This is a genomic window from Pseudogracilibacillus auburnensis (assembly GCF_003201975.1).
Classification (GTDB): Bacteria; Bacillota; Bacilli; order Bacillales; family Amphibacillaceae; genus Pseudogracilibacillus; species Pseudogracilibacillus auburnensis.
The window spans coordinates 130,564-144,577 of the sequence record NZ_QJJQ01000002.1 but is presented as its reverse complement, the minus strand read 5'-3'; the positions used below and the strand labels follow the sequence as shown (position 1 = coordinate 144,577).

The 14,014-nt window shown below is 35.5% G+C and carries 11 protein-coding genes; 9 read left to right on the top strand and 2 right to left on the bottom strand.

What is annotated here, in order from left to right; all coding sequences use genetic code 11:
• Positions 1–8: 8 nt before the first annotated feature.
• The 7 genes from DFR56_RS03750 to DFR56_RS03720 all read left to right on the top strand — a co-directional run bounded on the left by DFR56_RS03750 (position 9) and on the right by DFR56_RS03720 (position 7,276).
• Complete coding sequence (locus DFR56_RS03750; RefSeq protein WP_207518899.1) at positions 9–830, top strand: carbohydrate ABC transporter permease; 822 nt, start codon at positions 9–11, stop codon at positions 828–830.
• An 80-nt stretch (positions 831–910) separates the two neighbouring features.
• Positions 911–2,206 carry an ABC transporter substrate-binding protein gene (locus DFR56_RS03745; RefSeq protein WP_110394095.1) on the top strand — a complete coding sequence of 432 codons (1,296 nt, stop codon included), beginning with the start codon at positions 911–913 and terminating at the stop codon, positions 2,204–2,206.
• 31 nt (positions 2,207–2,237) lie between these two features.
• Positions 2,238–2,978: a 6-phosphogluconolactonase gene (locus DFR56_RS03740; protein ID WP_110394094.1), complete on the top strand. Its 741-nt coding sequence runs from the start codon at positions 2,238–2,240 to the stop codon at positions 2,976–2,978.
• Positions 2,979–3,071: 93 nt separating this feature from the next.
• On the top strand, positions 3,072–4,556 hold the full coding sequence (locus DFR56_RS03735) for a tagaturonate epimerase family protein (protein ID WP_110394093.1): 1,485 nt from the start codon (positions 3,072–3,074) through the stop codon (positions 4,554–4,556).
• 172 nt (positions 4,557–4,728) lie between these two features.
• Positions 4,729–5,778, top strand: a complete 1,050-nt coding sequence (gene uxuA / locus DFR56_RS03730) for a mannonate dehydratase (RefSeq protein WP_110394092.1) — start codon at positions 4,729–4,731, stop codon at positions 5,776–5,778.
• Complete coding sequence (locus tag DFR56_RS03725; protein WP_110394091.1) at positions 5,775–6,626, top strand: SDR family oxidoreductase; 852 nt, start codon at positions 5,775–5,777, stop codon at positions 6,624–6,626. Before uxuA ends, DFR56_RS03725 begins: the two co-directional genes overlap by 4 nt.
• Positions 6,627–6,640: 14 nt before the next feature.
• Positions 6,641–7,276 carry a bifunctional 2-keto-4-hydroxyglutarate aldolase/2-keto-3-deoxy-6-phosphogluconate aldolase gene (locus DFR56_RS03720; protein ID WP_110394090.1) on the top strand — a complete coding sequence of 212 codons (636 nt, stop codon included), beginning with the start codon at positions 6,641–6,643 and terminating at the stop codon, positions 7,274–7,276.
• Between the two features lie 231 nt (positions 7,277–7,507).
• Here the strand turns inward: DFR56_RS03720 and DFR56_RS03715 are convergent, their stop codons facing one another.
• Together DFR56_RS03715 and DFR56_RS03710 are read right to left on the bottom strand one after the other, a co-directional pair.
• Positions 7,508–8,647: a dicarboxylate/amino acid:cation symporter gene (locus DFR56_RS03715; protein ID WP_110394089.1), complete on the bottom strand. Its 1,140-nt coding sequence runs from the start codon at positions 8,645–8,647 to the stop codon at positions 7,508–7,510.
• 241 nt (positions 8,648–8,888) lie between these two features.
• A complete protein-coding gene (locus tag DFR56_RS03710) occupies positions 8,889–9,404 on the bottom strand; it encodes a TetR/AcrR family transcriptional regulator (protein ID WP_244916420.1) in 516 nt (171 codons plus the stop codon).
• A 389-nt stretch (positions 9,405–9,793) separates the two neighbouring features.
• Between DFR56_RS03710 and DFR56_RS03705 the strand changes: the two genes are divergently transcribed.
• The gene (locus tag DFR56_RS03705; RefSeq protein WP_110394087.1) at positions 9,794–11,851 is read left to right on the top strand and encodes an efflux RND transporter permease subunit; all 2,058 of its coding nucleotides are present in this window, start codon (positions 9,794–9,796) and stop codon (positions 11,849–11,851) included.
• A gap of 156 nt (positions 11,852–12,007) precedes the next feature.
• Positions 12,008–13,822 carry a YhgE/Pip domain-containing protein gene (locus DFR56_RS03700; protein WP_110394086.1) on the top strand — a complete coding sequence of 605 codons (1,815 nt, stop codon included), beginning with the start codon at positions 12,008–12,010 and terminating at the stop codon, positions 13,820–13,822.
• Positions 13,823–14,014 lie beyond the last annotated feature (192 nt).

Below are 14,014 nucleotides of genomic sequence, written 5' to 3'. Positions count from 1 at the left end.
AACACACATTGAAAAAATGGTTTTGGGTGGTTGTTTTATATGTTGTTTTAGCAACATCTACAGTATTTTTCTTAACTCCATTTATATATGCATTATTTAATTCGTTTAAATCGGAAAATGAAATCTTTCAAGTACCACAAAGTTTTTTTCCGAGAGAAATAATTTTTACAAACTATGAAAGTATACTAGAGGGACATTTTATTGATTATTTTATGAATTCTGTTTTGATAACGGTTTCAGGTGTACTTTTAATTGCAATTTTAAGTTCGCTTGCAGGGTATGCTTTTGCAAGGCTCCCTTTCAAAGGTAGTCACATCATTTTAGTTGCATTATTACTCGTCATTACGCTTCCGATAGCTGTTTTTCTAATACCGATGTATCTATTAGAAGATAGCTTAGGATTACTCAATACTAGACTAGGATTAATCTTGCCCAATGTTGCAGTTGGACTACCATTTTCAATCTTTATTATGAGAGCTGCATTTATTGGAATTCCGAAAGAGATTGAAGAATCGGCACAAATAGATGGGTGTGGAATTTTTCAAACTTGGTGGAGAATAATGTTGCCTATGGCCAGAAATGGTTTAATTACCGTTATTATTTTTTCCTTTTATGTGATTTGGGGTGAATATACAATGGCTAAAGTACTTGCTACAGATCAAATTGCCATGCCATTAACTGTCGGTCTTACTTTACTTAAAGGGGAAGCATGGGCATTAGGAACATTATCTGCAGTTATTACTTTATCCATGTTGCCACCAATCATTATCTTTATCTTATTTCAAAAACAAGTTGTCGAAGGATTATCACAAGGGTCTATTAAAGGTTAAGGAGGTGAGCATAAATAGAGTATTTTAGAAAAATTGTTTCAACATTGTTTTGAAAATATTAAATGGAGAGAGGGTAAACAATGTTTAAAAAACAAATTGTTAGTTATATTGCTATATTGTTATTTGGATTCGTCTTATTGATAGGATGCTCTAAGTCTGAGGAAAGTAGTAATGATGTCGAGGGAAGTGGTACAAGTTCTGATGGGGCAAAGGTATTAAATGTAGCTCCAGATGCTTGGATGGAAGAAAAGTTGCATTTAGATGAAGCTATTAATTATTTTGAGGATAAATATCCAGACGTTACAGTGAACCTAAAACCTTACCCTGACAAAGATGCACTCTCTACCTTCGCATTAAAGTGGAGTAAAGGGGAAACAGACGTTGATATTGTTTTAACAGATGGTTTAGCAAATGCTGTACAGTTTTTAAAACAGGATTTACTTATCGATTTTGATGATACTAATTTTTTTGAAGGTGATACTGCAAAAGATAACTTTGTAGGGAATACTTTGTCCTATGCAAACGTGAACGATACTCAATTTGCAATACCAATAAGCTTAGAGACATATGCAGTTAATATTAATACTGAAATGTTTGAAGAAGCTGAATATGTCGATGCGGAAGGGAATATTCTTGTTCCAGAAACGTGGGAAGAAATATATGAATATGCTAAAAAATTAAAAGGTGATGGGAAAGAAGTAACATCTATCCAATGGGGACCTAATGCAGCTTCTATGATGTTAGCGACTAAAATTGCAGCGGATGGAACGTATGAGAAGGATGGTGTTCTCTCTTATGACACTCCTAAAATGCGTGAAATATTAGAAATTTGGAAAAAAGGAGTAGATGATGGCGTTTTTTCAGTGGAAACTTTTACAAACAAAGATGCAGGACGTAATGCATATAATTCTGGACAAATGGCGATGGTTCTTGAAACTGGTGCTCATGCAGCTGAAGCAGTGTCCTTTATAGGGGAAGGAAAAACAGATGTTATTCCAATCCCAGGTTCGGATATAAATGGTTCCAGAGCATTTACTGCAGGGATTCTCGTTCCAAAAGCATCGGAAGAACAAGAGCTTGCGATACAATTTATCCAAGAGGCGTTAATGAACCCAGATATTCAAGTAGCGGTAGCAGAAGAATGGGGGAAGCTCCCAGTGATGAAAGCAGGATTTGAAAAAATTGATGCTGATTGGAAAGAAACATTAGTAGAAATTATTGAAATATCCCAAACAGCACCATATTACAGTGAATATACAGTTATTGAGAAAAACATGCCAATGCACCTTCAAAAATATTTAATGGGTGACATTGATTTAGATACATTTATTACAATTCTTGAAGAAGAAATTGACGGAATAGATAAAGATATTTAATTATTCAAAATGAATATAGGAGTGCTAAACAATGAATATCAAAATTTTGGAAGATTCAGTAGAATTGGGTGAGGCAACAGCTCAACATTGTGCAAGGATATTAAATAAAGCGATTGCGGAAAAAAATTCTGCTCGATTATTATTATCAACTGGAAAATCACAATTTGAAACTATTAGATATTTAATCAATCAAGAAGTTGATTGGGAAAAAGTTGAAATGTTTCATTTAGATGAATATGTAGATCTATCTGAAAAACATCAAGCAAGTTTTAGGAAATATTTAAAGGAACGTTTTACAAGTAAAGTAACCTTAAAGGAATCATACTTCGTAGATGGAGAAGGAAATATAGAAGAAAATATCAAAAATTTAAACATGGTAATTCGTGAAAGCCCGATTGATGTTGCACTCATTGGGATTGGCGAAAATGCCCATATTGCATTTAATGATCCACCTGCAAATTTTGATACAAAAGAGCCTTTTATTTTAGTCAATTTAGACGATGCTTGTAAGAAGCAACAAGTAGGAGAAGGTTGGTTTAAAACGATGGATGATGTGCCAAAGCAAGCGATTACGATGTCGGTTTATCAAATCTTGCAAAGTAAAGTAATTATTTCTCCTGTACCATTTTCGAGCAAAGCTAAAGCGATTAAAGAAACCATGGAGAATGAAAAAACAAATAAAATACCAGCAACTGCATTAAAGGATCATAAGGATTTTACCTTATATTTAGATAAAGAGTCTTCTTCTTTACTGGATGTTAATCAACTTTAGAACTGTTAGCAAATTTTAGGGCATGAAGAACATATTTATGTACCTTTCACTTCATGCCTATATTCAAATTTTAAATTGGAGGACAAGGATACTATGGAACACTTAAATGAAGTCATTGAGTCACTTTCCAAAGGAAAAATGAAGACAAATATTAAACGATATGAACGTTCTTTTACTATACATGACAATGTTCATCTAATGATGATAAGAGTCGACAACGAAAAAAGCATCATTGCGGCAGGAAAAGGGAAATTATTTGATGAATTGAGTGGGGAGACCATAGTGGAAAAAGGAAAAAATTGTCCTTTAAGCCATGAAAATCGTTTAGTGCTTAACAAGTATTTTGATTACACTGTCCCCAAAGCTTTTGGCACTAAAACTGCAACAATTGGATTAGGAGATAGATTAGGTCTAGCTTCACCTGGACATATACAAACAGTAGAAGAGAAAGGTATTAAACCAATTCTTGCACAACAAAGTATTCGTGAGCTAACGTTAACGAACCGTACGATGGAAGAAATGATTGATGCTGCTTCTTTTGCAGTCTTCCAAGAAGGATACAAAGGTGGTTTCGGAGCTGATGGGGACCATATAAAAGAAGGGGCAGATATTGAGAATGCTCTGTCTTTAGGATGTTCCATGATAACACTAGACTGTTCAGATCACATTTATAATAGTATTGAACATGCAAATGATCATGAGATCGTAACAGAGTATGAAAAATTATCAGATGAAATTCAACATTACTATAATAATAATTATCTAGATAAGACTTTTAATGTTGATGATCTCTCGCTAACTTTTAATCAAATAACATTGATGAAGAATGTGCTTTTGTATCATGAAGCTATTCATTATACGTGTTGTATATATGATGAATATATTACTAAAGCGGAGAGAGAAATTGATTTTGAACTTTCGATTGATGAAACAGAAACAATTACATCCCCTTTGTCCCATTTTTTTGTAGCCAATGAATTAAAGCGACATAATATTACGATTACCAGTCTTGCTCCAAGATTTTGTGGAGAATTTCAAAAGGGAATTGATTATATTGGAGATGTACATCAATTTGAAGTAGAACTAAGGGAACATGCATTAATTGCAGCACATTTTGGTTATAAATTAAGTATTCATTCTGGAAGTGATAAATTTAAAGTTTATCCCATTATTGCAAAACATACTAAAGGAATTTATCATGTGAAAACTGCTGGAACAAATTGGCTTGAAGCAGTTAGAGTAATAGCAACTGTCAACCCTAACTTATATAGGAAAATGCATACATTTGCTTTAGAAAATTTTTCAGAAGCTCAAAAGCACTATCATGTAACACCGAATATGTCCACTGTTTTACCACTCGAAGAAGTTAAAGATAATGAATTACCTAACTATATGAATAATGATGCTGCTAGACAACTTTTTCATATCACATATGGTCTACTTTTGGTTAAAAAAGATCAAGTGGGAGATTATTTATTTAGAAATGATGTTTTCGGTACATTAAATGATCGTGAGGAAGAATACAATAAAGCATTAGTAAAACATATTGGGAAACATCTTGAGCTCCTTGGATTGTAATTGTCAGACTAGATTGAAAGTGGAGACACTGATGAGATAAATCGTATATTGATAGAAAAATTCATGTCCTTTTTTAGTTGAAAGAAAAATAACAGTGTATGATTCAAAACTACGATAAGTACAATGAGCATTATTTAAATAAAAGATTGTAAAAGATGAAAGGTAGATTTATATGGAAATGAGCTTTCGTTGGTATGGTATGGATGATCCCGTAACGCTAGATAAGATAAAGCAAATACCAGGAATGACAGGTATTGTCTCGGCTATTTATGATATACCTGTAGGCGATGTGTGGCCGTATGAAAGAATTATGGAGTTAAAAACAATTATTGAAGAGAGTGGATTTAAGTTAAGTATTATTGAAAGTGTTCCAGTTCATGAAGATATTAAAATGGGGCTAGATAACAGAGATAAATGGATTAAAAACTATCAAGAAACAATCAGAAATCTGTCGAAAGCCGGGATAAATAAAGTCTGTTACAACTTCATGCCGGTTTTTGATTGGACAAGGTCACAGTTAGATGCTCCTTTAGCAGATGGATCTAATTCATTATTATATGATGAGGAAAAAGTAAAAAATATCGATCCATTAAGTGGCGAATTAACATTGCCAGGTTGGGATATATCTTATCAAGCAAGTGAATTGCGCAATATTATCGATGCTTATCAAGATATTTCAGAAAAAAAATTAATGGAAAATTTAATTTACTTTTTACAAGAAGTTATTCCTGTAGCCGAGGAAGAAGATGTATACTTAGCTATTCATCCAGACGATCCACCGTGGTCCATATTTGGATTACCTCGAGTTGTAAAAGATAAGGAATCTGTGGAGTATATTTTAGAAACGGTTCATAGTATTCATAATGGTATCACATTTTGTACAGGTTCTTATGGAGCTAACCCTGAAAATAATTTACTAGATATCATTGAAGTTGCAAAAAATCGTATACATTTTGTTCACGCTCGAAATATTAAATGGATTGGTAAAAAGTCATTTCAAGAAACATCACATCTAGCTAGAGATGGATCTATTGATATGGTAGGAGTGATAAGTAAGTTAATTGAAATTGGCTTCCATGGTCCGATTCGTCCTGATCATGGAAGAATGATTTGGGGAGAAGAAGGAAGGCCGGGATACGGACTATACGATAGAGCATTAGGAGTTACTTATTTGAATGGAATAATTGATACGGTGAAATATCGTCAGGAGGGTAATAAGTGAAATTGCCATTTAATGTAGACTTACATAGTAAAGTTGCAGTAGTAACTGGCGGAAGTGGGGTTTTAGGCTCAATAATTTGTAAAGCCCTCGCTAAAGCAGGTGCTAAGGTGGTTATTTTAGCACGAAATAAGGAAAAAATAGAGCGTGTTGTAGAAGAGATTTATTTAGAGGGTGGACAAGCTTTTGGGTATAGTGTAGACGTATTAAATAAAAGTCAGTTAGAACAAGTACATAGAGAAATCAAAAAAGAAATAGGACTGTGTACGATATTAATTAACGGTGCAGGCGGAAATAACTCCGGAGCAACGACTACAAATGAACGATTAGTCGTAGACGATCTAGAGAACGATATGCAAAAAACATTTTTTGAGCTTGAACAAAATTCGATAGAACACCTGTTTAATTTAAATTTTCTAGGTACATTATTACCAACTCAAGTTTTTGCAAAAGATATGGTCAACATGTCAGATGCGACGATTATTAATATCTCCTCTATGAACGCATTTCAACCGTTAACAAAAATACCAGCGTACAGTGGGGCGAAAGCTGCCATAAGTAATTTTACTCAATGGCTAGCTGTCTATTTTTCTAAAGTAGGTATTCGTGTTAATGCGATCGCTCCAGGTTTCTTTTTAACTGAACAAAATAAAACTTTATTAGTTGAAGAAAATGGTAATTATAGTGACCGCGCACTGAAAATTATAGCTAAAACACCAATGGAACGATTTGGTGAACCGGAAGAGTTAATAGGAACATTATTTTGGTTAGTACATCATCACGCATCAAGCTTTGTGAATGGTGTTGTCATTCCTGTAGATGGAGGATTCTCTGCTTATTCAGGTGTATAAAAGGAGAGGGAATAATGAAATCTTACAATATTTTAAAAAAACTAAACGAAAGTAAGATAACAGTTGTTATTCGGGGAGATACGATTGAGCAAGCTGAAAAAATTGTAGCAGCATGTGTAAATGGTGGGGTAAAATCCCTTGAAATTACTTTTACAGTACCAAAAGCTCACCACTTATTGGAGAAAATAAGAGAAAAGTATGATTCAGTTGTTGTTGGAGCCGGTACAGTGTTAGACAGTGAAACTGCTAGATTAGCAATTTTGTCAGGCGCAGACTTTATTGTGAGTCCACACTTTGATGTTGAAACCGCAAAACTATGTAACAGATATTGTATCCCTTATTTACCGGGATGTATGACGATAAACGAAATGATTCATGCGATTGAATACGGTGTTACTATTATTAAGTTATTTCCTGGTCAATTATTTTCACCATCTATTATTCAGAATATTAAAGGACCGTTACCTTATATACAGATAATGCCTACTGGTGGTATAAGTTTAGACAATTTGAATACTTGGTTAGATGCAGGTGCTACGTTAGTTGGGGTAGGAAGTGATATTACTTATCCGGCTAAAGATGATCATTATGACAGAGTAGAAAAATTAGCAAGTAAGTTTGTTCGAATGGCGATACAAAATGGAAAATAGCTAATCCTTTATTGAATAAAGAGCGGCTGACCAACGATAAATTCCGGGAGGATTCTTCTTTTTGTCTAAAAAAGAAAGTAACGACGGAGTTAATATAGCCTACAAATAGAAATAACCATCCTATTGTTTTTAGCGCAAGGATGGTTATTTATGTTATCTACTTAAAATGGCCTTAATCACCTTTTTACCTTAAGGTTATTTACTTTAGAAACAACGAAAGGCATATTATTATTATTTTATAAGCTTATCAACTACTAAAGCGATGGCACCATCTCCAGTTACATTTGTTGCGGTACCAAAACTATCTTGCGCCATGTATAAGCCGATCATCAAACCTAAAGCCGTTTCATCAAAACCGAGCATTGTGCCTAATAAACCTAATGCAGCCATCACTGCTCCTCCTGGTACGCCAGGTGCGGCGATCATAATGAAGCCTAACATTAAAATAAAAGGTAACATCATACCAAAAGTAGGCATAGATAGATCATTTGAGAGGACCATGACGGCGACAGAACATAGGACAAGTGTTATGGTACTACCAGACAAATGAATGGTAGCACATAATGGAACTGCGGAATCTGCTAATCCTTTACTTACATTATTTTCTTTTGTCTGTCTAACCGTGACCGGTATAGTGGCCGCGCTTGACATTGTACCTAGACCTGTAAAATAGGCTGGGAGCATATTTTTCAAAGCGGTAAAAGGATTTCTTCCAGTTAAACTTCCTGCTATTATGTATAATACGATGAGCCATATCCAATGAACAATCACGGCCATGACAAGCACTAACCCAAACGCCTTTAAAGTCTCGAATACGGTTCCATCAGCAGCGAGTTCTGCAAATATACTCGCGATATAAAAAGGTAAAATTGGGATAATAATCTTCCAAATCAATCTTTCGGTTATGTCTTTTCCTTCATCAAAAAAGGATGTTAATGTTGGACTCTTCATTCTTGTCATACCTATACCAAATACAAAAGCAAGTACCAATGCCGTCATTACTCCAGTAATTGGATCAATCGTTAACTCAAAATAAGATTCAAATCCAGCAGCTTCCTTCACTTCACCACCACTTACACCGATGAGTCTTGGAATGAACATAAAAGCAACAATATAAGCTAAAGTGCCAGCAAGTATGGTTGATGAGTAGGCTAATGCTGAAGTTAAACCGAGCATTTTTCCAGAGTGTTTACCGAAACTTGCAATCCCACTAGCGATGAAAAAAATAATAATTAATGGGATGGTGAAACCGAGAAACTGGCCAAAAATGTCCTTAAAGGTTACGATGATTCTAGAAAGGAATTCAGGCGCAATTAAGCCAATAATAATTCCAACAACAATACCTAGTGCCAACCTTACTATTAACCTCATTTATTCAATTCCTCCCTCCAATTCAACTACAATATCAATATATCATTCTAATTATTTTTAATCAAGGTAATATTCAGATTATTATGCGGCGTCATTAGTGTTTATGTTTGAATCAAGGGTAACCTAGGTTCATAACAGACTACGTAATCAAAGCAATACAATCGAATAATGATGCCCGACAGCACACTTTAATGAAGACCGATGCACACAGAATAAACGTCAAGCTTAAAAACGGAACCTCTTACTCCTTTATCTTCAATCCCCAAAGTCCTTTATTAACGATGTTTGTTATCATACCTGCCATTTCTTTTGGTGATTTATCCATTCCGCTATTCAACCAGACCTTCATCACTTGTATACTGCCACTAATGATGAACGCACTCAAATACTCGGAGATATCTTCATCAAGATGTTTTACTTCCAACCAATTTTGCATGATAAAACGACGAGTGACAATACTTACTTTCTTTTCAAAGGAAGAGTCGCTATTTTCGTTGAGAAGCGTTTGGCATTCCTCTTTCTTGGAAGCGAAGTATTCAATCAATTTTTCCGTCATCTCTAAAGCATTTTCTTCTTGATCAAATTTAAAAGCGCTTAAGTACATGCTCATATCCTCAATAAGCTCTTCTTCGATTTGCTCAAGGAGGTCAAACAAATCGGAATAATGTGCATAGAAAGTGGAACGATTAATATCAGCGAGTTCACATATTTCTTTCACCGTAATGGTTGAAATTTGTTTTTCTTTCAGTAATTTCATTAGGCCTTCCTTTAAAACCATCTGCGTATATTTTTTTCGACGATCTAATTTTTCAGTAGTAATCAGAATCCCTCCTAAAAGTTTCTACGTTTTCCAACACAATGAACTGTTCTGTTGGGTATTGTACGTTCGTTGCAAAACTGTTTGTTGTAAAACCAACACTGTGTTTATATAATGATAAAGTGAGCGTTTTGATTTGTCTAGCTCCAACACTCATCGACTAGTCTGACTTCTTTTAGTCTTCGTACGTTAAGTTAACACTGTACTGGAAGGACGACTAAAAACGGACGTTGCCACAATAGTTTTTGTTGGAACGAGTAAGTGTAGTTTAACGACGTGGCAAATGCAGCCTGCAAGAGTGCTTACACTTTTTTATGCAAGAGGGGTGAATGGCAATAGATATAGCGGCACGAATTATTAAACATAAAAAGCCGATAGTGGGTATTTTTTTAATTCTTGCAGTAATCAGTACTGCCCTTCAGTTTGCAGTCTCTGTAAACTATAACATGGTAGATTACTTGCCAGATGATGCACCATCTACGAAAGCAATGGATGTCATGGATCAGGAATTTGATGGTTCAGTTCCAAATACACGAGTAATGATTCATGATGTGACGATACAAGAAGCACTTGTTATCAAAGAAGCGCTTGCTTCGATAGATGGGATAACGGATGTTACTTGGTTGGACGATGTCATCGATATTAAAACGCCGATCGAAATGGCAGATAAAGATACAGTAGAAACTTTTTATAAAAACAATCAAGCCTTATTCTCTTTTAGTATTCGCTCTGGCGATGAAATGGAGATTACGGATGCGATCTATGATCTTATTGGTGAAGAAAATGCCATGTCAGGTGAGGCGTTAAATACTGCGACGCAACAAAAAATGACTTTTACAGAGACGATGTATGCGGCAGCTTTACTTATACCGGTTATTATTATCATCCTCGTTCTATCTACAAGCTCTTGGGTTGAACCAGTATTTTTCCTAGCAGCTATCGGTGTATCTGTATTAATCAATTTAGGAACAAATATATTTCTTGGTGAAATATCGTTCGTCACACAATCAGTAGCACCGATTTTACAGCTTGCTGTTTCACTAGATTATGCCATTTTTCTGCTTCATAGTTTTTCGGATTATAGAGAGAAAATAGCGGAACCAAAAGAAGCAATGCGCCTTGCGATGAAAAGGTCTTTTCCTGCTATTATTGCCAGTGCATCGACAACTTTCTTTGGATTTATGGCCCTGTCTTTTATGAGCTTCGAGATTGGTTCCGATTTGGGGTTGAATCTAGTAAAAGGGATTTTATTAAGTTTTATTAGTGTCATGGTATTTTTACCAGCATTAACAATCACGTTTCATAAATGGATTGATAAAACAAAACACAAACCATTTATTCCAAGTTTTAAAAAGATCGGCAAAAGAGTTGTCAGATTTAAAGTCCCTAGTATGATTTTTGTCTTGCTACTTATCGCACCAGCATTTTTAGCGCAAGGGCAGACTGATTTCACCTATGGCTTTGGTGAACAACCAGAATCAACACGTGTTGGTAATGATACGCTTAAGATTGACGAGGAATTTGGTAAGAATACGCAAATAGTTTTACTAGTTCCAAAAGGAGATATTGCGAATGAAGAAAAATTAGTGCAAGATTTAGAGAGCATGGAACATGTGACGAGTGTACTTGCTTATGTGAATACGGTTAGTACAGTTATTCCTCCAGAGTATCTAGATGAATCAGTAACTGAACAATTTTATTCGGAAAATTATAGTCGCATTATTCTTCATACGAACACGGATCTTGAGGGAGAAGTAGCGTTTGGCTTTATTGAAAAAGTTCAACAAACAGCAGAAAGTTATTATGGAAATGATTTCTATTCGCTTGGAGAAAGCGTGACTTTGTATGACATGAAAAATGTTGTTCAAAAAGACAACACATTCGTGAATCTGCTTACTGTTATCACAATTGCACTAGTCCTACTTTTCACGTTTAAATCGGTTTCCTATCCAGTAATCCTTTTGTTGACGATTCAGTCGGCGGTGTGGATTAATTTATCAGTACCTTACTTTACCAATTCTTCCTTAGTCTATATAGGATACTTAATTATCAGTACGGTACAGTTGGCTGCAACAGTTGATTATGCTATTCTTCTGACGGAAGCGTATAAAGAAAATCGAAAAGAAATGCCGGCATTAAAAGCAATGAAGAAAACAATTGACGAAAAAACATTCTCGATTGCGGTTTCTGCCTCTATCTTATCGAGTGTTGGGTTTATTTTATGGCTCACATCATCAAACCCAATTGTTGGGGCAATCGGATTATTGCTTGGTCGAGGAGCATTACTTGCTTTTATTAACGTTCTGTTCTTTCTACCAGCTATGTTATTAGTATTTGATAAGGTAATCGAAAAAACGACTTGGAGAGCAAATTTTTACCGCAGATAGGATAAGATGAATCTTCCTACTGTTAACTGGCTAATAGTGCGCCGGGGAGGAACTACGCTTGCCCATCCCACTATAAAGGTTTATGCTCGTAAAGTACAACTAAGGCTTTCGCCAAACACTGGACGATAATTCAAGTTTTCTAAAGGGGAAATGATGATGAGGAGAATGAAAAAAATAATACTTGTTTTCGTAGCCGTTATTTTACTGTTACCCTCATTTCTTATACCAGCCTCTACAACGGCAAGCAAATCGGAAGAAGTTGATGGGGATGGGAAATTTACTGCTAAAGATGAGGTCGTCTATGCAACATTAACGGCTCAAGGTGAAAAGCAAGAGATTTATGTTGTAAACGCATTTGATGTGACAAAAGCAGGAAAAATGATTGATCATGGTACTTATTCTAGCTTGAAAAACTTAACCGATTTAACGGAGATTGAACAGGTGGGGAATCAAGTACAATTTACCGCAGAAGAGGGGAAATATTATTACCAAGGAAATATGAATGAAGGAGCTTTGCCTTGGGATATATCCATTTTTTATTACTTGGATGGGAAAGAAATTTCTCCCGAGGAGTTGGCTGGAAAAGACGGGCAAGTAAAAATTCACATTGAAACTACTGCTAATGAGAAGGCTGATTCCGTATTTTTTGAAAACTATGTCTTACAAATCTCACTTTCTTTTGATACAAATCTTTTTACAAAATTGAAGGCAGAAGATGGAATGATCGCAAATGCTGGCAAGAATAAGCAAGTGACTTTTACGGTTATGCCTCAAAATGAAGAAGAACTTGTTGTGGAAGCAGATGTAGTTGATTTTGAGTTAGATGGCATCGATATTACGGGTGTTCCTTCATCGTTTAACATTGATACACCGGATACAGATGAGATGACGGGTGACATGAAAACGTTGCAAGATGCTATGGCGGACATAAATGCAGTGGTCGGAGAACTAAAAAATGGGATTAATGAAATAAATAATGGTGTCGTAGCCTTAGAAGACGGTTCTAGTAAATTCAATGATGGGATTTCTGAACTTGACGAAGCTTCCTCTGAACTGGTGGATGGCTCTAAGGAAATGAATCAAGCACTTGAAAAGCTAAGTAGCTCGCTTGATGATATAGGAGAGATAGATATAAGTGAAGGGAAACAATTAACAGATGGACTATCTTCACTTTCGAGTGGATTAAGAGAAGCGGCTGCCGGTTTAGCTACGTTAAATAAAAATTACGTGGATGCCTACAATGCATTGGATGATTCGATGCAAGCTATTCCTACTTATGACATGACGGAAAAAGAAATCCAAGATTTATATAAAAATGGGGCAGATCCACAAATCGTCGATCAATTAGTTCAAACGTATACTGCTGCCCAAACTGCGAAAGGGACTTACACCCAAGTAAAGCAAGCTTTCGACGCAGTCGGTACTACATTGGATGGTGTAATTAGTTCGTTGCATGAAATGGCTGATAACGTTGATACGATGGTAAATGAACTTTCTTCTTCATTAGGAGATATGGACGTTTCAGAAGGTTTTGCCCAATTCCAAGAAGGAATCAAGTTGCTGTCTACCAACTATCATACATTTCATACTGGCTTGGTGGCATATACTGGGGGAGTGAGCCAATTGTCTAACTCTTATGGGGAGTTGCACAATGGAATCGGAGAATTGGCGGATGGAACGAAGGAATTAGAAAATGGTGCCACTGAACTTCACAATGGAACAATGAGATTGCAACAGTCTACTAGCGATTTACCGGAACAAATAACAAAGGAAATCGGCCAGATGATTGCCGAATATGATAAATCCGATTTTGAAGCCGTATCTTTTGTTTCTACTGAAAACGGTAAAGTGAATTCTGTACAATTTGTGATGAAAACAGAGAGCATTAAATCCGAAGAATCTGAAACAACGAAAGAACCAGTAGAGGGAAAAAAAGGGTTCTGGGTTCGATTAAAGGAGTTATTTTCATAAAGGATGAATGTAAACTTGAAGGTGCTAATCTTGATAAAGAGAGGCACCTTTTTTTAGTTAGAAGCGGGAATAGAACTACGAATGAATTGTAGGGAAAAATCTAATGGAATAGTGGTTGGCTGGGGAATACCTTGAGTACATACTCGATTATACTGAATGATCATCTATTTAATTGATCAAAAACTACTTAAA